The following is a 20,342-nucleotide window of genomic DNA, read 5'->3' as shown; positions in this document are numbered from 1 at the left end:
GTTAGCGCCAAGCGGTATAGTTTCGTAGCCGCGTCTGTACAACCCTTGCGGCCGGTCATTTTCCTCCGACAGGAGTTTCCGAATTCATCCACACCATGACGAGAAAGCGCGGGATGAAGGTCAATGGCATCAGGACCAGCCAGCCCGAAAACAGGAGAACGGGCGACATGGCATCCGCATGACCTTGAAAGAAGAGGACCCAGAACAGTGCGAGAGGCAGGACGCAGCAGCTCCAGAAGACCTGGTGCAACCGGCGCGAACTGTCGATGTCGCTCTCCGATATGTCCTGGAAAAGCTTGAGGGCCAAAGCGACGGCAACTGCGCCATAGGGCAGGCGGTCGACAACCCAGTCGAAATCGGGGGATACCGTGATGCCGATGGCGGCAAGGGCATGGACGGCAATGGGAAAGGCGAGGCCGGCGGCAATCATGTCGATGACATCGCCCCACTGCGCGCGTTCAGGCAGGTAGTCGGACAGGCTCCACAAGGGATGTGCTCCACAAGGAAGGATGAAAGGAGGAATGTATCGTCAGTAGACAAAAGGCGACGGCCCGGAACAATCGCTCCGGGCCGTCCTGCGCACATCCTTATGAACGAACCTTAACCATTGCCTGCCGGGCAGGGTCAGATGTCGGCGTAGGTCCTCGTCTCGACCGCACCCCCCGGATGGGTGACAGCTCCCTTTTCCGCCGAACCGACGGTCTGGGCATATTTCCACAAGGTACCCGAGGGATACCCGGTCTCCCGCGGTTTCCAGGCTTTGGCGCGTTCGGCAAGCTCGCTTTCGCTCAATTTGACATCGATCGTACCTGCCGCGGCGTCGATCTCGATGATGTCACCGTTGCGCAGGAGACCAATCGGGCCCGCGACGGCGGCTTCGGGACCCACATGGCCGATGCAGAAACCACGCGTGGCACCGGAGAAGCGGCCGTCTGTGATCAACGCCACCTTGTCGCCCTTGCCCTGGCCATAGATGGCCGACGTCACGCCCAGCATCTCGCGCATGCCCGGACCGCCCTTCGGGCCTTCGTTGCGGATCACCAGGACCTCGCCATCCTCGTACTTGCCAGCCTGCACGGCCTCCATCGCGTCTTCCTCGCATTCGAACACGCGAGCGGGACCGGAGAACTGGAGACTCTTGAGGCCCGCGACCTTCACCATGGCTCCTTCCGGTGCCAGCGTGCCCCTGAGGCCCACGACGCCGCCCCAAGTGGTAATCGGATTCGATACCGGACGGACCACCTTCTGTTCGGGATCCCATTTCACGCTTTCGAGGTTTTCAGCGATCGTCTTGCCAGTGACGGTGATGCAGTCGCCATGCAGCAGGCCGCCATCGAACAGCGCCTTCATGATGAGCGGCACGCCTCCAGCTTCGGCGAGGTCCTTCATCACGTACTGGCCGGCCGGCTTCAGGTCGGCAATATAGGGCGTCTCGCGGAAGATCCGCGCGACCTCGTGCAGGTCGAAATCGATGCCGGCCTCATGGGCGATGGCCGGCAGATGCAAGGCACCGTTGGTCGAACCGCCGGAACAGGCGACGACGCGCGCAGCATTTTCGAGACTCTTGCGGGTGACGATGTCGCGTGGGCGGATATTGCGGGAGAGCAGCTCCATGACGGCCTCGCCGGATTGTTCCGCCCACTTGTCGCGGGCCTCCAGCGGTGCCGGCGTGCCGGCCGAATAGGGCAGGGCGAGGCCGATGGCTTCGGAAACGCAGGCCATGGTGTTGGCGGTGAACTGGCCGCCACAGGACCCCGCCGACGGACAGGCGACGCGCTCAAGTTCTTCCAGGTCCTCATCGGACATGTTGCCGACGGCATGCTGCCCGACGGCCTCGAACACGTCCTGCACGGTGACGTCACGACCCTTGAACCGGCCCGGCAGGATCGACCCGCCATACATGAATACCGCGGGTACGTTGAGCCGTACCATCGCCATCATCAGGCCCGGCAGGGACTTGTCGCAGCCGGCGAGACCGACGAGCGCATCGTAGGCATGGCCGCGGACGGTAAGCTCGGTGGAGTCTGCAATGATTTCGCGGCTGATGAGCGAGCTCTTCATGCCCTGGTGGCCCATGGCAATGCCATCGGTCACGGTGATCGTCGTGAATTCGCGGGGAGTGCCTCCAGCGCGCGCGACACCGTGCTTGACCACCTGGGCCTGACGGGCAAGGGCGATATTGCAGGGGGCGGCTTCGTTCCAGGTCGTCACCACACCGACGAACGGCCGGTCGATATCGTCCTTGGAAAGGCCCATGGCATAGTAGTAGGACCGATGCGGTGCCCTGTCGGGACCGACCGTACTGTAACGGCTGGGCAGCCGTGATTTGTCGAAGACTGTGACCGAGGCCATGTTCCCTCCCACCCCGAGAATTCAAGATAGTCGTTTCATAGCCCCATGATAGCGACAACCCAAGGGGGCAAATGTGACAGCGGCCGGCAGTCAGCCGGTATCGCCGGGAAGGGAACGTTCAGGGGCGCATGAATGCAATGCGGATGCCAAGGCCGACAAGGATGGCGCCGCCGGCCTTCCGCAAGAGTTGCATGCCGCCGACCCGGTGGCGGGTCATGCGAAGGATGCGGTCGGTCAGGAACACGGCCGTCGTATCGGCCATTGCGAAAGTGAGATTGACGATGATACCGAGGATCAGGAGTTGCAGTGGCAGATGCAGAGCGGCGGCCGGATCGGCGAACAGGGGCAGGAACGCCAGATAGAACAGCGCGACCTTGGGGTTCAGCAATTGCACGATGACACTTTGTATAAAGGCGCGACGGCGGTTGCGTTGCGGCCTCTCGCCGGCAACGGTGTCGCGGCCCTGGCGAAACATGCCCACCCCCATCCAGACGAGATAGGCAGCACCCGCGAACTTGACCGCAACAAAGGCCATGGGCACGTGCCTGAACAGTACAGACAATCCCAGGGCGGCTGCAATCACATGGGCATATCCCCCCAGATGGATGCCGAGAACAGCCAGCAGACCTGCCCGGCGTCCATGTGCGGCCGTCTGCGCGGCCGTGTAGAGCATGGCCGGACCCGGGAAAAAGGCCATGGTCAGGGTAGCCATCGCGAAGGCGAGCAGCGTATCGGTCGAAGGCATGGTCGAGATGGGCTCCGGTTACGCATGACCGGACCCGATCACGCCGACCGATCATGGCCTGGTCCGCACCAATCGACAACGAAGTTGTGAAGGGGCATGAGCATGAGGCACGCGTTTGGGCGCCGACACCCGATGCGTTTGAAGTGATTCAGCGGCCGCGCATCGCAAGCAGCGAAATCAGCTGGTGCGGTGCCATGCGCAGGAAGATCCGTCCGTAGGTCGCATAAATTCCCGTTACCCATAGCGCCCTGGCATTGATCCTCGCTTGTCGATGATTCAGTCCTTTGGGCAGGATCCTGTCGGCAGCCATGGTCGTCGCGGCATATACCGCGGTCAGATCGTGTATTCGCCGCGTCGGATGAATAGGATCCCAGAACAGTGTTCTGCCTGACTGGCCGTCGGCGCAGACCTTCGTCGGGATGCGTTGCCCGGTGATGCCGGGAGTGAGGCACGGGACCGTGATATTGGTCAGGCCGAACCGACCCGGCTTCGCAAGGAAGGCATCGAACAAGGCGGAGAGGTCGAGGAGGGTAAAACGCGCGTCCCTGTAGGTTTCGCCCAGAATGCCGATCGCGGCCGCAAGGGTCCGGTTGTGGGCCTCCACAATCTCGTTGAGCAGTTCCGCGGCTTGGGGGCCTTGTTTCCTGCCTTCAGGCGTATTCCCGAGATGAGGGAGGTTGCCGATGATGAAGTTTCGTGCGCCGCCATCATGGAGCTCGGCGATACCTTTGGCGATGTCACCCACGACAAGGGCTGCACACCGGGCAATGTTGGCGGATGATGGGGCGCCATTGCCGTCCAGCGGGCCCAGCCCCTGCCCAACACAGCTCATGTCGGCCTGCACCGATGGTTCGTCCGCCTGAAGCCAGGCGAAATAGTCGTTGGCGCCGGCAAGCAGCGTTACGAGATCGCGGCTTTCGAGACTGCTCACCGATGCTTCCGCGGCCTGGGCCAGCATGCCGGTTTCGCCACGACAGGTCGCAGGTTCCTGATCGAAAGGGGAAATGTTGCGATTGTAGAGATTCGTGTAGGCACCGCCGAAGGCGAGATCGGTGAAGTCGTTGTCGTCGTCCGGGTCCAGCCCGATAATTTCGGCCAGACGTTCGACCCATACGGGCCCGTCCGAATATCGCCCCCTGTCGTAGCCGAGCGCAACCGGCGGTTCGGTCCGGCCCGTGCAGTCGTTCCAAAGATTGCCATCATCGCTCAGGCCGTCACCCAGTGCCCACATCGCCCGATAACGTTCAAGGGCATGAGCGCTGCCGCTCAAGCTTGCGACGATGACAGCCGCCACCACGAGATGGCCGATCCGTCGTCCAGACATTGCCGTCGTGCCTCGCTTCACACGGAACTTCGGGTAGACTTGCCATCCATGTCCGATTCGCTCAAGGGGCTAAACGATAGCGACGTCTCGCGCATGACGCGGAAGCGCGCGTCGATGTTTCGCCAAATCAGCCCTCGTCGGACAGGATGAAATCGAACCGGTCGACATCGACCATGCCGCGGTCGGTGATCTTGAGGTGGGGAATGACGGGCAGTGCGAGGAATGCGAGCTGGAGGAACGGTTCTTCAAGCGTCACGCCCAGGGCCCGCGCCGCACCGCGCAATTCGACCAGTTCGGCATGGACCTCCTCGAAGCGTTTCAGGCTCATCAGGCCGGCGATAGGCAGTGCGACCTCGGCCATCACCTTGCCTCCCTCGACCACGACAAAGCCGCCCTCAATGGCCATCAGGCGGTTGGCCGCCATGGCCATGTCGGCATCGTCAACTCCGACAACCGCGATGTTGTGATGATCGTGACAGACGGTCGATGCTATGGCACCCCGCCCGATCCCGAAGCCGCGGACAAACCCTGAAGCGACGTTGCCATTGCGTCCATGACGTTCGATGATCGAGATCTTGGCGATGTCGCGCTGTGGATCAGGATGTTTCACACCGTTTTCGCAGCTGATCTGCTCGACCAGATGCCCGGTGATGATTCGTCCAGGCTGAATGTCGATGATGTGGGTTTCGAGCACGTTCGAGCGATGTTCGAGATCATGCGCCTCGACAGGCTTCGCCCTCACGCTGTTGCGCGCAACCGGTTCCACGATTCGGCGCCGGGCGAACAGGTCGTCGTCGACCACGCGGCCCGCGCTGACGACCAGCTCGGCGTGGCAGCCGTCGAGGCTGTCGATGACGGCCAGATCCGCTCTCCAGCCCGGTGCCACCATGCCGCGGTCACGCAGTCCGAAGGCACGGGCCGCCGAGATGCTGGCGGCCCGGTAGACCGCGAGGGCAGGTGCGCCATGGGCCTGGGCCTCGCGGATCATGTAGTCGATATGTCCCGCCTCGCCGATATCGAGCGGATTTCGGTCGTCGGTGCAGAATGCGAGAAATGGGGAATGGACGATGGTGATCAGGGGCAGCAACGCGTGCAGGTCCTTGGAGACCGAACCTTCCCGGATGAGCAGGTGCATGCCCTTGCGCAGCTTCTCCAGTCCCTCGTCGGCGGAAGTCGCTTCGTGTTCGGTGCGGATGCCGGCGGCGATGTAGCCGTTGAGGTCCTTGCCCGACAGCAGCGGTGCGTGCCCGTCGATGTGCCAACCTTCGAAGCCGGCAAGCTTGTCCATCACATCCGGCCGTTTTGCCAGCACGCCGGGGTAGTTCATGAATTCGGCCAGTCCGATCACCTTCGGGTGGTTGCGGAAGGACTCCAGATCGGCGAAATCCAGCTGTGCGCCTGAGGTCTCCATGTCGGTCGAAGGCACGCAACTCGAAAGCTGCACGCGCAGGTCGAGGACAGTTTCCAGTGCGCAGTCGAGGAAATACCGGATGCCCTCGGCTCCGGCGACGTTGGCGATCTCGTGCGGGTCGCAGATGGCGGTGGTGACCCCGCGCGGAACGACGCATCGGTCGAATTCGAGGGGAGTGACCAGCGAGGATTCGACATGCAGGTGGGTATCGATGAAGCCGGGCACGACGACACGCCCGGCAATGTCGATTTCCCGGTATCCGTCATAGTCTCCCATGGTGCCGGCGATCCGGTCCCCGGCGATGGCGATATCGCCATGCAGCAGGTCGCCCGTTACCATATCGAGGAATTGTCCACCCTTGAGAACGATATCGGCCGGCGAGAGCCCGCGCCCGATATCGATCGCCCGCTCCAGCACTTCTCTTGACATGGGAATCCCTCCTGTTGGACACGACCGCGCCGGCGAGGGCCGGTCGCCGGATTCATGCACGGGTGAAGATGTTCAGCTCACCGAACATGACACCATCACGTCGACCATCACAAGCCGTGCGGTTTCGGCGGGCGGTCATGAACGCCCGATGCCTGGCACAAGGCGGGATTGCAGCCGGGGAAGGGAATGGCGCGATGACGAGATTGATATCTCGTTGCGAAGAATGACGAAACCGGTGGTTCGCCTCCGGTAAACATGGGCCGGTTGAATATGATGGAACGAGCTTCCGGATTCACCAGCGGAAGACCGGCAAACTGGTCGACATGCCGGTGTTGCCGGATAAAGCCAACGGGCTGGCAAGGCCGAACGATCAGCAAATTCCGTTGATCGTTCGGCCAGGGAACTTGTTGCCTGAAGGTCAGGCTACCGCTTCGATGACCCGTTCGGGGCGCTTGTGTTCTTTCGATTCCATTGCTTCTGCCCGACGACAAAGATCTTCGATGGTGATCGATTCAAGGATATCCATGAGTTCCGCCTTCATCTCCATCCAGAACGGGCCGATCAGATTGGCTCCAAGTGGAGATTGCGAAACGGCAACGTCGAGTTCCTCGACTTCCAGACCCTCGACCACCGCCACGACCCGGCCGACCGTGATGTTGCGGCGGTCATCGGCGAGACGATACCCACCGTGAGGCCCGCGAACGCCTTTGAGGATGCCGGCTCGCACAAGCTGCTGGATCACGTCTTCGAGATAGCGCTTGGGCAACCCCATCCGTTCGCTGACATGCTGGCTTTGAACCAGTCTATCGCTGGAGCGCAAGGCAATGTCGACAACAGCCTCAATGACAAGAGCGAGCTTTTTGCTGGGTCGTAGCATCGATGAATTCCTCGCCAATTGAAGGGAAAGATCCGTCCCCATTCGTCATGGGCATGTCGGGAGGGCGGATTGTCGGGAAAGCCGGAGTGAAGTCATCTCATGGACGGAACGCCTTCGAAACTGCGAAACGACCCAGGAGCCGAGGGCAGGTAAATGGTCAGCATGTACGGATCACTCGCACTGGTTGATTTTCTCGGAATTGGAATTGTGATTTGTCGATTATTAACCGTCATCATCGAAAATCGTCAAGTCAAACATTAATTATTCAGAAGATGACAATCTGTGACATTTTGTGTGTGGTTGACGTTGTCGAATGGCCGGGATGTATACTTTAAGTGAAAGTATGTTTATTTGTTATTCCGAAGAGTTTCGGCCGGTGTTCCTGTTCGCGCAGTATGGTGGGAGAAAGCATCCAGAATAGCGCCAATTCGCGAATGGACGTTCGCCTCTCATTACCTGTAGGTTGAAAATATTTTTTTGTATTCAACAGTGGAAATGTGACTATCGAGTGTCATTTCCGTGTCATCGCCGGTCATGCCACGCGAGATTGTCCATTCTGGAATATGAAAATCGGTTCGCCAGGTTGTCGAGCGGAAGGGATGTGTCGATGCGTAACGGTTGATGGCAAGCAAATGACATCGACCAATTCTGTCACATTGGTCGCCTGCAGGTGGATGAACCGCGACATGACTGCGCATCCTCGCGAAGATTCCTTGCGAGGATGCTGGTGGTGTTACCACATCGACTTCATCGCGAAGGGGGAGCAAATTCCATTCTCACGGCGCATGACACGCGGGAGGCCGGATCAGGTCACCCAGGCAATGCGCAAGAGGTTCGTTGCCCCCGGTGTCCCGAAGGGCAGGCCGGCAGTGATGACGATGCAATTGCCGGGCGCGGCAAAACCCTCATCGCGGGCGTACTTGCGCGCCAGGGCGACCATCTCGTCGAGATCGTGCGCATCTTCGGTGAAAACCGCATGCACTCCCCAGGCCAGCGCCAGTTTGCGGGCCGTCGGCATCCGTGTGATGAGCCCGAGGATCGGGCGGTCGGGCCGCTCGCGCGAAGCGCGGATCGCTGTCGCACCCGAGGTCGTATAAGTGACGATGCAGCCGGCCTGCATGGTATGGGCGACCTGCCCCGCGGCCAGGGTGATGGCATCCGCCGGCGTTCGCTCGGCCTCCGTATGATAGGCCTCCAGGTGAGATCGATAGAGGCTGTCCCGTTCGACGCTTTGGATGATGCGCGACATCATCGACACCGCCTCGACGGGATACTCGCCGGCGGCGCTTTCCGCCGAAAGCATCACGGCATCGGCGCCATCGTAGATCGCGGTGGCGACATCGGAGGCCTCCGCTCGCGTCGGGGCCGGTGAGGAGATCATGCTTTCAAGCATCTGGGTGGCGACGATCACCGGCTTGCCGGCATCGCGGCAGGCACGGATCATGCGCTTTTGCAGGCCCGGTACGACTTCGGGGGGCATTTCCACCCCGAGATCGCCACGCGCCACCATGATGCCGTCGGAAAGGTCGATGATCTCGTTGAGCCGGTCGATGGCCGCGGGCTTTTCGATCTTGGCCATCAGCGCCGCGCGGCCGGCGACAAGCCGTCGTGCGTCGGCCATATCCTCCGGTCGCTGGACGAACGACAGTGCCACCCAGTCAGCTCCGAGCTCAAGGCCGAACATCAGATCGCGGATGTCCTTGTCCGTCAGGGCTCCGATCGGCAGCACCACATTGGGAACATTCACGCCCTTGTTGTTGGAAAGTCCGCCACCGGCCAGAACTTCGGTTTCGGCGAAATCCTCGCCGCAGTCCATGATCTTGAGGCGGATCTTGCCGTCATCCAGCAGCAGTTCCACTCCGGGTTCGATCGCTGCAAAGATCTCCGGATGGGGAAGGCAGGCCCGCTCGTGATTGCCTGTGGCGGGATCGAGGTCGAGACGGAAGGGAGCTCCCCTGGCGAGGACGACCCTGCCCTGCTCGAACTGTCCGACCCGCAGCTTGGGGCCTTGCAGATCCATCAGAATGCCGATGGGGCGATTGCGCTCTGCCTCCACGGATCGGACGGCATCGAAGCGGGCCTTGTGGTCGTCGTGGCTGCCATGGCTGAAATTCAGCCGGAAGACATCGACGCCGGCCGCGGCGAGTTCGGCAATGCGCTCCCTGGTGGAACTGGCCGGGCCCAATGTGGCAACGATTTTCGCACTCCGTTCGCGGCGCATGGTTTCCTGCCTTGGAATATTTGTTTGATTGCGGAGTCGCTCCATAGCTGAACGCATCCTGCCTGTCACTCAAGGCATTTCTTGCGGTTCGCCGTCACCGGATGAAATTTCGGAGCTGTCCGAGGGGTAAGGCAGTCCGGGAGATGAACGATGGCGGGAGGAGAGTGCTTGAGTGATGACGCCGATATTCGATAACAAGAGGCGAACCATTGTGGGGAGTATGACTGATGCAGCTTGCCTTTGCCGCCGCGCCGCAAATCACCATCGCCATCAAGGGCAGCGACGCCCGCTTTCCGGTGCATCGGATCTATTGCGTGGGGCGCAACTATGCGGCGCACGTTGTCGAGATGGGCGGTGATCCGGATCGCTCCGAACCGTTCTTCTTCCAGAAGAACCCGGACAACCTTCTGCTGGACAACGCGGATTTCCCCTATCCGTCACGGACCTCCAATGTCCATCACGAGGTGGAGATGGTTGTCGCATTGCAAGAAGGGGGCAGGGACATCCCGGTTGACCGTGCACTTGACCATGTGTTCGGCTATGCTGTTGGCATCGACATGACCCGCCGTGACCTGCAGGACGGCTGCAAGGACCGTCGTCAGCCCTGGGAAATTTCCAAGGCCTTCGACCATTCCGCACCCTGCGGTCCGATTTCGCCTGCAAGCGCTGTCGGTCACCTCAAGCAGGGCTCCATCTGGGTCAAGGTCGATGGCGAAACCCGGCAAAACGGCGATCTCGGACAGATGATCTGGAAGGTGCCCGAGATGATTTCCTACCTTTCCGGACTGTTCGAGCTGATGCCCGGCGACCTCATCATGACCGGAACGCCATCGGGAGTGTCGGCCGTTGAGCGCGGGCAGACCATGCATGCCGGTATTGATGCCCTAGGCGAGATTTCCCACAAGGTGGTATGATCGGCAAGGCATCGGGTGGGCTTGCGACCTCCAAGGCCGGTGCGGGGTGTCCCGCATCGACCTTGCCGGCAACTCCCGGTCTATTTCATGATCGTGTCGGAGATATCGATCACTGCCGGTCCTGCCAATACGATGAACAGTGTCGGAAGGATGAAGACGATCATGGGAACGGTCAGCGTCGCCGGCAGGCGAGCAGCCTTCTCCTCCGCCTTGAGCATGCGTTCTTCGCGGAACTCGGCGGATAGGACGCGGAGCGACTGGGATAGGGGTGTGCCATATTTTTCCGTTTGAATCAATGTGTTGACGACGCCCCGTATTGCCGGAAGGTTGACTCGTTCCGCCAGGTTGGTCAACGCCTGCTTGCGATCGGGGAGAAAGTTGAGTTCGATCGAGGCCAGTGACAATTCCTCGCTGAGCTCGGGTGCCGAATCGCCCAGTTCATTCGCGACGCGGTTGAGGGAGCTGTCAAGGCTCAGGCCGGATTCGGCGCAGATCACCAGAAGATCGAGACCGTCAGGCAGCGATTTCTGCAGTGCGAGGGTGCGCTTCTTGCGCTTCTGGTTGAGAACGAGATCGGGGCCGTAGAACCCCAGGATCACCATCATCATGGTTATGCTGACGCGTACCATCTGCTGTTCGAACATGTGGCTTGCAGTGATGACGATGAATGAGACGAAACCCAGCGCCATGGGCGCTGTAAGTTTTGCGAAAAGGTAGATCGCGACGGCATTGTTGCCCTTGATGCCGCTTTGCTGCATGCGCAGGCGAAGTGCCGTATGTTCGTTGATGTTCTTCAGATTGGCGAATGCGAGAACCTTGTGGACCAGCCGGATCGACGATCCCGCCGCACGACGCTGCCGGTTTTCCTGGCGCTGGTTGCGGATCTCGGACCGGCGGCGTTCCAGAATCTTCGAGCGCTTCTTGCTGTGATCGCGTTCGACGAGCGCCATCCACAAGAACAGAAAGCTGACGCCGGTAAGAATTCCGATGATGGCAACCAGGATTTCATTGAATCCGAAGTTTCCGCTGAACAGCTGGCTCATGGCGTTCATATCTCGAACCTGATCATTTTTGCGATGATGAGAATGCCCATCGACATCATGGTTCCGGCAATGCCCAGCGCAATCCAGCCGCGGGAATCGGTAAACAGGATCATGATATAGTCACGATTGACAACATAGATCAGAAGAGACATGACAAAAGGTAATGAACCTATGATCATGGCTGATGCTCTTGCTTCGGAAGACATTGCTTTTATCTTGAGTTTTACCTGTTCTCGACGTCGTATCATCGTCGAAAGATTTTGTAGAATCTCAGATATATTGCCACCCGTTTCCTGCTGGATCGACAGGCTGATGGCAAAGAACTTGAATTCCTGGATGTCGAGTTTCCCCGATGCCGTCCACAGGGCCTCGGACAATTCCATGCCGATCTGGATATTGCTCGAAATCTCTGTGAAAACACTGCCAACCGGCTCCTGGATCTCCTTGCCGATCGCCGCCATGGCTTCGGCGACGGGCAGCCCGGATTTCACGCTGCGAACGATGAGTTCGATCGCATTGGGAAACAGGGAAACGAAAGCCGTCACCCGCTTTTGTGCCCGCCTCTTGACGTACATCGACAACAGGATAAGTGCACCCGTCATCCCTCCGAGCAGGCAGAGGATGAGCTCAAGCCTCAGGAAAACGAACAATGCGACGCTGATGACAACAGCCAGGATGGCCCAGATCGTGATGCCATTCTGAACCGACCAGCTCAGGCCGGCTCTCTGGAACTTCTTTTGCAGCTGATCGGCACGGGGAATCATCGACTGCAGGATACGAAGGGCCAGAATGCCATCCGTATGATTGCGCACGAAGGCTTGGGCAGTCTGGACATTCTGCGATGACGGATCGGAAGCGGTCGATCTCTCGCTGACCCGGACGATGCGCTTGTTCAACTGCCCGCTGCTCTTCCCGCCTGCGCCGGTGACAAGCGAAAGAGCGATCCAGGCCAGCGAAAAGCTGCCGATGCTGATTGCTATGTAGAAAACAAGGTCCTGATTCAACGCCCTGAGCTCCCGACGCCCTAGTTTGAAGTCATGGCCGCAGCCAGTGCGCGGTCGAGACCGAAGTAGGCGGCCCGCTTCATGAAGTGGGGACGGACCGGTGCAGCGATGAAATCGCCGAGCAGTGTGCCGTCCCGGCTTTCGCCCTGGTATTCGTATTTGAACAGGTCCTGGATGACGATCACATCGCCTTCCATGCCGACCACCTCGGAAACATAGGTCGTGCGTCGGACACCGTCGCGCATGCGCGAGACCTGGATGATCAGGTTTACGGCACCGCTGATCTGCGTTCGAATGGCCTTCGGCGGAAGGTTGCCCGAAGCCATCATGATCATGTTTTCCATTCTCGTGATGGCTTCGCGCGGGTTGTTCGAGTGCAGCGTACACATCGAGCCATCATGACCCGTATTCATGGCCTGCAGCATATCCATGGCTTCCGGACCGCGTACCTCGCCGCAGATGATGCGATCGGGACGCATGCGGAGGGCGTTCTTGACGAGATCCCGCATGGAGATTTCTCCCTGCCCCTCGAGATTGGGGGGGCGGGTCTCCAGTCGAACCACGTGTGGCTGCTGCAACTGGAGTTCGGCCGCATCTTCGATGGTGACCACGCGCTCGCCGGGATCAATCAGTTGCGACATGGCGTTGAGCATCGTCGTCTTGCCGGAACCCGTACCTCCGGAGATCACGATGTTGAGCCGGCAGGCGGCTGCGATCTTGAGGACCTTGCCCAGGGCGTCGCTGATGTTCTTCTGTTTTGCCATGCTGTCGATGGTAATCGACTTCTTCGAAAACTTGCGGATGGAGATCGAGCATCCATCGATGGCGAGCGGCGGAGCGATGACATTCACACGACTGCCATCGGCGAGACGTGCGTCGCAGATCGGTGACGTTTCATCGACGCGCCTGCCGATCCGCGTCACGATCCGCTGGGCAATATTCATCACGTGAGCACCATTGCGGAACTTGATGTCCGTCAGCTCCAGCTTGCCCTTGCGTTCGACGTAGATCTGGAAAGGGCCGTTGACCATGATGTCGGTCACTGCCTCGTCATTGAGCAGCGGCTCAAGCGGGCCGAGGCCGATCATGTCATCGACCACCGAAGTCGCGAGCTGGTCCTGTTCCTTCGATGTCAGCGAAAGTCTCTGCTCGACAACGATTTCAGCAATAACTTCGACGAGCTGGCGATGCAATTCCTGCCGGGGAAGCTTGGCGGCGTTCCCGGCGTCGATACGGTCGTACAAGACCGCCTGGACGCGGCGCTGGGTCTCCTTGTTCACGTCCTGCTTGCGGGCATTGACGCTCGATTTTTCGGCCGAGGCGGTCTCCTGCTTTGCCGGTGCTGCCGGTTGCGGGACCGCTGCCGTCTTTTGTGGCACCTTGTTCGCGGACGCAGGGACAAGTTCCTTGTTCTCGGTGCCTCTGGACTTGGGCGTGCCTGCTTCAGGGGCATCGTTTAGATTCCGGCGTCCGAACATGCTATTTCGCTCTCTTTCCCATCAAGCGGCCGATGAGACCGCGCTTGCGCTTCGAACCACCGCCACAAAGCACCTCGGACAACTGGTCGATACCCGGCCCCACGAGTGAATGACGGGCAACGACCGGTTGGCCCACATTGGTGGCCGATGCGACATTCTTCGGGTCGAAGGGAATGATGATATCCGCTTTTCGGCCGACACCCTTCTCGAATTCGGATATCGGGATTTCGCCCGAGCGATGCTCGCCGACGCGATTGAGCACCAGACTGATGTTGCAACTGGCATTGGTCGACGGAATCAGCTGCAGAATGCGCAAGGTATCGCGCATTCCACTCAGAGAAAGATCCGAAACCAGCACCAGGTTCGAGGCTTCTTCGAGTACCTTGCGAGTGACGCCGGCATCCCGACGTGGGAGGTCGACCAGCACGTAGTGGAACTTGCTGCGCAGTTCCTGGACAAGCAATTCGATCGAATGGGGGTCGATATTGCAAGTTTCGTCGATGTTCTCTTCGGCGCTCAGAACGTAGAATGTGTCGGAGTACTTGACCATTGTACGATCGACATAGAGGCCGTCGATCCTGCTCGGGGTTTCCAGCGCTTCCCGGAAGCCGTGGCTGGGTTCGAGGTCCAGCGACAATGCGATCGTGCCGAAATGGAGATCGAGATCGATCAGGGCCACTCGTCGGCGTCGTACCTCGGCGATATTGTAGGCCGTATTGGCCGTGATCATGGTACTGCCGACCCCGCCTCTGGAGCCGAGGACGACGACGAGACGCCCGAGCCGGTTGGTTTGTCGGGGGCGGGACGGCCCATCGACGGTGCCCAGGAGCGACTTCTGCAGCAGGGCAGGCGTCAGTGGCTTGACCAGGTAGTCGCTGATACCCTGGTTCATGAGTTCCCGGAACAGGCCCACGTCATTGCGATCGCCAATGGCCACCACGGTGACCCCGGGTTCACAGACTTCGGCCAGTTCGTTGATGTCCGACAGGGGGAGATCAGACTGGGTCAGGTCGACCAGAAGAATTCGTGGCGAACGATGTTCGCTGAGGAATTCGATGCAGCTGCGGATGCCACCCTTGTGCACGGCCGCATGCGGTATGACAAGATCCCGGATCACCTGATCAACGACGGCTCGTGTCTCATCATCGCCGATGAAGGCCCGGAACTGAGCCCGGTGGTCATTGCCCAGCCTTTCTGTCGTCAGGCTGTTGCTCATTGACTAACCCCTCCGTCTTTCAGTTCGATAACCTTGCCCGTGCGATAACGTTCGATCGCGAGCACAGTTTGCGGTGCATCGCCGGCGCCGATGTCGGAGGGCAGGACGGGACGGTCGGGAGCGAGATCCGCAGGGTTGGCGACCATTCGCGCGAGATTGGTCGCGTTGGCACAGCCCAGTCCGTCGAGAGTGGCATTGCGCATGTTGGTGCCTGTCTGGACGTTGAATTCCGGGCAACTCGGTACCTGGACGGCATAATCCTGGACGACAACCTCGACACGGCGATTTTTCTGCCAGCTGGCCTGATTGCTCCCCAGGGCGGCGGGAGCGCGTTCGCCGAAATACGAACGTTCGACCGTCGTCGAATTTTGCGCGATACTCTGGAGATAATCTGCAACTGCGTCCGATCGACGGGCCGAGAGTGCAAGGTTATAGGTATCCGATGCCCGTTCATCGGCATGACCGAGAACGCGGATTCTCGCATTGGGCGAACTTGCCGATGTGCGAAGGAAGATGGCCAGGGCTTCGCGCTCGCTGTCCGAGAGCCGTGATGAATCCGTGGCGAAATAGACGGAATGGCGCCTCAGGATTTCCTGGCTCTGCGGACTGGCCATCGCGGTGAGCCCGACATATCTGTCACCTGTTTCCGGTGGCGTGCAGCCGGCGATGACCGTGGTCATCAGGCCTATCAGGACAATCGTGCGTGCCGAGTTGTGATTTGTCATCGGGGTCACCTCAATCGAGCTGGAAGCCGGCAGGGCCGATCAGTCGTCCGCCAGCCGAGATGCTCGGCGGCTGGGCGCCCGGAGTGATGGCGGGCTTGGAAAGGCGGCCTTCCAGTATTCTTTGCAGGTCGGTGGCCGCGCGATATTGCTCCGTCGGGTCACGCAACTCGTTCTCCTTGACCGGCTTTACAAGGTAGGGGGTGACGATGATGACCAGTTCGCTCTCACTGCGCTGGAAACTGGTCGAGCGGAACAGCGGTCCCAGAACCGGCAGGTCTCCCAGTCCCGGGAATTTCTGCAGGTTGTTCTGGGTACTGTTTGAAATCAGGCCGCCAATGGCGAAACTCTGACCCGATCCCAGCTCGATCGTCGTTTCTGCGCGCCTGGTGCGCAGGGCGGGAATCAATGTTCCGACCAGTTCGATGGCATTCGCGAAGTCGAGATCGCTCACTTCCGGAGATACCTTCAGGCTGATGCGATCATCGCTGAGGACCGTCGGTGTGAAGGCCAGCCGGACACCGAACTCCTTGAACTCGATCTGGACCTGATCCTGGTCGCGACCGACGGGAACGGGGAATTCACCGCCGGCGAGGAAGCTCGCAGTTTCACCGGACAGTGCTGTAAGATTGGGCTCGGCGAGCACAGCAACCAGACCTTCTCGTTCCAGGGCGTCGATCAGACCATCGATGACGACATCGCTGCCGGAATAGCCGCTGAGAAATGTGCCAGCCTCGCCGGCCTGGTCCGAAAACCTGGTGAAGGTGGAGCGGTTGTTGGTGAGGAAGCTTCGCCCGGTCAGGAGATTGAAGCTCATGTCGCCGAACTGCGCTGCGGCATCCCAGTGGATTCCCAGCGTCTTGTCGGCATCGCGGGCAATCTCGGCGACGCGTACCCGGACATTCACCTGGTTGGCACCGCGGATCTTTATGCGGTTGAGAACGAGTTCGTCATCGCCGATGAAGCGCCTTGTCAGATCTTCCGCATCGCTGGCTTCAACCGGACGAGTGACCGAGCCGGTGAGCAGGATGCCGGATTCGAGCGATGTCGCCCGAATGTCCGAACCGGGAATGGCGTTCTTGAATGCGTCGTTGAGTCGGCTCAACGAATGCACGACGATGACGTCCCTTTGGAAGATCACCGATTCGTGCTCGTCCACGGCATAGATCGTCGTCTTTCCGGTCTTCTTGGCAAAGACGTAGAACAGTGAGGGCGAGTGCGCCTGCACGTCGGCGATCGAAGGATCGGCGACGAATACGGCGGAGGCGGGCACATCCAGCTGGAAGATGCGGCCCGACCGGAGCTCGATCTCGAAACTCTCGAGTTTTTCCACCGGATCCGGCTTGATCGACTTCGATTCGGCGGCATGGGCCGGTACTGACAGCGGGGTGACGAGGAGCAACGCAATGACAGGCAGGAACGCGAACCTGCGAAAGCCGCTGGCGAGAACATACAGGGGATTGGAGGTGGACATCGTATTCAATCCTGTCACTTGCCGGTGCCGGCTGGAACATCGACGGAAGACGAGCTGGAGCCGCGTATGACCACGAGTTCAGAGCTCTTCCCATTGGTGGGTTGAAGGGCATGACTGACATCGCTATCCCATGTAGGGACCGACGACACGACCCGATCTTCCGGGGTACGCCTGCTGGCAAGGCTTCTCAGACTCAGCGAGATCTTGCCCAGTTCGGTGGCAACCGCGACAAGTTCAGCTCCGCGAGGTGTCACCTCCAGCGTCGTGGTCCGCGCCTGGCCGTTGGAGTTCCGTCCCTGCTGGTCGGGAAGCGCAAGGCCGGCCGGATCCATCTGTCGGCCCATGGCAATGACCTTGACATCCTGCAGGACGGTCTCGCTGACCCGCCTCGCGATATCCTCGTCCTTCGGGCCCTTGACGGTCACGTTCTGGGTGAGAATGACATCGACCCGGTCTCCCGGGGAAATCAGGCCGGCATTGCTCGAGGCCTCGTCGACCGGGATCGACACGGCGCGCATGTCGGGGTCGAGCACGACCGCCAGAAATCCGCGGTCGCCGGGCTTGACCATGCTGTCCTCGGTGATCGGTTCGCCGACGACAATGGGCAGGCGGACGACAGCGCCGTCGAGCTCTGTCTTGGATCGCTCGCCTTCGACGAAATAGGAATCCGGAACATCGACATCGGGCCACTTCTGCCATTCGAGACTGTCCGGTTTGACAAATGAACCAATGCCGAGAGCACTCGATGCCACCAGCACTTTCTTGTACTTGACTTCCGGCACCGGGGCGGCCGTGGCTACAGCCGGCTTCGTGTCCTTTTCCTCGATCCAGTTGCGCGCGATGTAGGCGGTCGCGCCGGCGAAGATCAGGGCAATGAGAGGAATCATCAGGCGCTGAAGCATTTTGGCTTATCCAATCAGGGGCACATGCTGAAGAACGACCCAAACGCCGCCGACGGCAATCGCCACGCCGTAAGGTACTGTCAGGCGGAGCTTCGCCGGCGGGGAACCGTCTCCTTCGTCCCGGCCGGATCCGGGTTCATTCGCAGGTTCCGGCGGTGGCGACACTGCGGTGGCGAGGACTCCGGCAAACGGAATCAGGTAGGGGATCCAGTTGAACAGCATGAGGTAGGCAATCGCCAGGATACCACCGGTGAGGGTCACCATGACCAGAAACGGGCCCAGCATCTGGACGCTGGTCCAGATCGCGACAGCGCTCAGCAACTTTACGTCGCCGCCGCCGAGCATTCCGAAACGCCAGAGAAGGAAGGTGACCGAAAAGACACCGGCAAAGGAGATCAGGTTGGAAACGAGGTTAACGGAGCCGTGCGAAAAAAAAGCAAATGGAATGAACAGAAGAAGAATTCCGAGGCAGGCCCAGTTGGGAATGGTCCGGTTCGTCACATCCGAAATAGCCGAAACCGCCAGAAGACCGAGTGCCATGATGGCGATTATCGCCTCACTCCAGTAAAGGGTCATCAATGCAGGCTCCGGAAGCTGACGGTGTGATGGAGAGAATTTTCCGCTATTTGCGGGTATCATGGAGACGGGTCGGCGGGTCCAGCCGCCGACCCTTCCCGATCAAGGCGTGTTGGCGGTCTCTAGCTGGGTTTTGATCTTGGTGAAGGTCGTCACGAGCTGGTCGCCGAGCTGGCTCAGGATGAGCAGGATCGCGACCGAGACGAGGGCGGCGATCAGGCCGTACTCGATTGCGGTGGCGCCGGATTCGTCCTTCAAGAGGTTCTTGATGGTCTTCATTTGAAGCACTCCTTTCATTCACAGACCCCATCGAAGGTGAATGTGCCCTGAAAACCTTTCGAAAACGTAAATGGCTCGGAAACTAAGCCGATTTTCATCGTGACCATTTGGAATCATTTCTCAGTACATCGCGGACCGGTAGTTCGAGGCGCCGGTACGGCCTGTCATCGCAATCCGCCACCTTTCCCGGGCATCGTGCCTGTCGCCATGTCGTTGGCACGCTGGTAAGCTCGCTTGCGACAGGAACGTGCTTTGACGGGAAGAAAGGCATGCAGGGGGAAAAGCTGCCGGCTTGGGTGAATCTGGGCTTGTTGCCGCTCGTCAATCTGACGTTGGCATTCCTTGCATCCGGGGTTGTGGTCGTGATCCTGGGAGAAAACCCTCTCGAAGCGATGCGCCTGCTGGTGGAGGGGGCCTTCGGCTACGGCGAAGCCGTCGGCTACACCCTGTTCTATGCCACCAATTTCATCTTCACCGGTCTTGCCGTGGCGGTTGCCTTCCATTGCGGCCTCTTCAATATCGGCGGGGAGGGACAGGCCTATATCGGCGGGCTCGGGGTAGGATTGGTCGGCCTCTATTTCGGCCATTGGCCCACGCTCGTTTGCGTGCCGCTCGCCATTGCCGCTGCCGCCCTTTTCGGTGGCGTCTACGGGTTCATACCCGGCTGGCTCCAGGCCCGCCGCGGCAGCCATACGGTCATCACCACCATAATGCTCAATTTCATCGCGGCATCGTTGATGACCTATCTGATGGTGAACGTACTCATAAAGCCGGGCCAGCAATCGCCCGAGAGCGTGACCTTCGGTGCCAATATCTGGTTGCCGCCTCTTCATGAACTCGCCGCGTATTTCGGTATTTCCATGGAGCGTTCGCCACTCAATGCCTCGCTGCTCATCGCCCTCGTCTGTTGCGTGCTGGTCTGGCTTTTCGTCTGGAAGACCCGTGGCGGTTACGATATGCGCGTGGTCGGTCGCTGTGAGCCAGCCGCTATCTACAGTGGAATTTCGCCACAATGGCAGATCATGCTGGCTATGACGTTGTCCGGTGCGCTTGCGGGCATGATGGCGCTCAACGAACTCCTCGGCTCGCAGCATCGTCTCCTTCTCGGTTTCACCGGAGGATACGGTTTTGTCGGGATCGCCGTCGCCCTGATGGGGCGTAACCATCCCGTCGGGGTCGTGCTGGCATCGCTCCTGTTCGGTGCCCTGTATCAGGGCGGCAGCGAGCTTTCCTTCGACATGCCGGCGATCAACCGCGACATGGTGGTCGTGATCCAGGGACTGGTCATTCTCTTTGCGGGCGCGCTCGAACACATGTTCCGGCCACAACTGCGGCGGATCTTCATGCGACCCGGTCTTGCGGGAGCCGCCTGATC

18 protein-coding genes are annotated in these 20,342 nt (G+C 60.0%); 2 read left to right on the top strand and 16 right to left on the bottom strand.

The genetic code is table 11. From position 1 onward, the window contains the following. Positions 1–55: 55 nt before the first annotated feature. The 7 genes from H6851_02520 to pyk all read right to left on the bottom strand — a co-directional run bounded on the left by H6851_02520 (position 56) and on the right by pyk (position 9,359). Entirely contained in the window at positions 56–487 is a 432-nt protein-coding gene (locus tag H6851_02520) for a hypothetical protein (GenBank protein MCB9942486.1), read from the bottom strand. Between the two features lie 137 nt (positions 488–624). After that, a complete protein-coding gene (gene ilvD / locus H6851_02515; protein MCB9942485.1) occupies positions 625–2,352 on the bottom strand; it encodes a dihydroxy-acid dehydratase in 1,728 nt (575 codons plus the stop codon). 118 nt (positions 2,353–2,470) lie between these two features. After that, entirely contained in the window at positions 2,471–3,097 is a 627-nt protein-coding gene (locus H6851_02510) for a LysE family translocator (protein ID MCB9942484.1), read from the bottom strand. A 148-nt stretch (positions 3,098–3,245) separates the two neighbouring features. After that, positions 3,246–4,421, bottom strand: coding sequence for an SGNH/GDSL hydrolase family protein (locus H6851_02505; GenBank protein ID MCB9942483.1), 1,176 nt, complete (start codon positions 4,419–4,421; stop codon positions 3,246–3,248). 127 nt (positions 4,422–4,548) lie between these two features. Further along, positions 4,549–6,261 carry an adenine deaminase gene (ade, locus tag H6851_02500; protein ID MCB9942482.1) on the bottom strand — a complete coding sequence of 571 codons (1,713 nt, stop codon included), beginning with the start codon at positions 6,259–6,261 and terminating at the stop codon, positions 4,549–4,551. 418 nt (positions 6,262–6,679) lie between these two features. After that, a complete protein-coding gene (locus tag H6851_02495; protein ID MCB9942481.1) occupies positions 6,680–7,138 on the bottom strand; it encodes an Rrf2 family transcriptional regulator in 459 nt (152 codons plus the stop codon). Between the two features lie 805 nt (positions 7,139–7,943). Next, positions 7,944–9,359, bottom strand: a complete 1,416-nt coding sequence (gene pyk, locus H6851_02490) for a pyruvate kinase (GenBank protein ID MCB9942480.1) — start codon at positions 9,357–9,359, stop codon at positions 7,944–7,946. Positions 9,360–9,586: 227 nt separating this feature from the next. Here pyk and H6851_02485 point away from each other — a divergent pair, with 227 nt between their 5' ends. Then, positions 9,587–10,273, top strand: a complete 687-nt coding sequence (locus H6851_02485) for a fumarylacetoacetate hydrolase family protein (GenBank protein MCB9942479.1) — start codon at positions 9,587–9,589, stop codon at positions 10,271–10,273. Between the two features lie 80 nt (positions 10,274–10,353). On the opposite strand, the gene H6851_02480 is transcribed toward H6851_02485, so the two are convergent. The 9 genes from H6851_02480 to H6851_02440 all read right to left on the bottom strand — a co-directional run bounded on the left by H6851_02480 (position 10,354) and on the right by H6851_02440 (position 18,967). Continuing rightward, entirely contained in the window at positions 10,354–11,325 is a 972-nt protein-coding gene (locus H6851_02480; protein MCB9942478.1) for a type II secretion system F family protein, read from the bottom strand. Further along, positions 11,322–12,080, bottom strand: coding sequence for a type II secretion system F family protein (locus H6851_02475; protein ID MCB9942477.1), 759 nt, complete (start codon positions 12,078–12,080; stop codon positions 11,322–11,324). The genes H6851_02480 and H6851_02475 overlap by 4 nt, the downstream gene beginning before the upstream one ends. A 260-nt stretch (positions 12,081–12,340) precedes the next feature. Beyond that, positions 12,341–13,798 carry a CpaF family protein gene (locus H6851_02470; GenBank protein ID MCB9942476.1) on the bottom strand — a complete coding sequence of 486 codons (1,458 nt, stop codon included), beginning with the start codon at positions 13,796–13,798 and terminating at the stop codon, positions 12,341–12,343. A 1-nt stretch (position 13,799) separates the two neighbouring features. Continuing rightward, entirely contained in the window at positions 13,800–15,014 is a 1,215-nt protein-coding gene (locus H6851_02465) for a pilus assembly protein CpaE (protein ID MCB9942475.1), read from the bottom strand. Then, positions 15,011–15,739, bottom strand: a complete 729-nt coding sequence (locus H6851_02460; GenBank protein ID MCB9942474.1) for an OmpA family protein — start codon at positions 15,737–15,739, stop codon at positions 15,011–15,013. Before H6851_02460 ends, H6851_02465 begins: the two co-directional genes overlap by 4 nt. 10 nt (positions 15,740–15,749) lie before the next feature. Continuing rightward, a complete protein-coding gene (locus H6851_02455; GenBank protein MCB9942473.1) occupies positions 15,750–17,210 on the bottom strand; it encodes a type II and III secretion system protein family protein in 1,461 nt (486 codons plus the stop codon). A 14-nt stretch (positions 17,211–17,224) separates the two neighbouring features. Beyond that, the gene (cpaB, locus tag H6851_02450; GenBank protein MCB9942472.1) at positions 17,225–18,112 is read right to left on the bottom strand and encodes a Flp pilus assembly protein CpaB; all 888 of its coding nucleotides are present in this window, start codon (positions 18,110–18,112) and stop codon (positions 17,225–17,227) included. A 6-nt stretch (positions 18,113–18,118) separates the two neighbouring features. Continuing rightward, positions 18,119–18,688 carry a prepilin peptidase gene (locus tag H6851_02445; protein ID MCB9942471.1) on the bottom strand — a complete coding sequence of 190 codons (570 nt, stop codon included), beginning with the start codon at positions 18,686–18,688 and terminating at the stop codon, positions 18,119–18,121. 102 nt (positions 18,689–18,790) lie between these two features. After that, entirely contained in the window at positions 18,791–18,967 is a 177-nt protein-coding gene (locus H6851_02440) for a Flp family type IVb pilin (protein MCB9942470.1), read from the bottom strand. A gap of 269 nt (positions 18,968–19,236) precedes the next feature. On the opposite strand from H6851_02440, the gene H6851_02435 reads away from it, so the two are divergent. Then, positions 19,237–20,340, top strand: a complete 1,104-nt coding sequence (locus tag H6851_02435) for an ABC transporter permease (GenBank protein MCB9942469.1) — start codon at positions 19,237–19,239, stop codon at positions 20,338–20,340. Positions 20,341–20,342: the final 2 nt, after the last annotated feature.

The sequence above is a fragment of the Geminicoccaceae bacterium genome (genome assembly GCA_020638465.1).
Classification (GTDB): Bacteria; Pseudomonadota; Alphaproteobacteria; order Geminicoccales; family Geminicoccaceae; genus JAGREO01.
The sequence above is the reverse complement of the archived record's forward strand: the minus strand, read 5'-3'. Positions and strand labels throughout refer to the sequence as shown.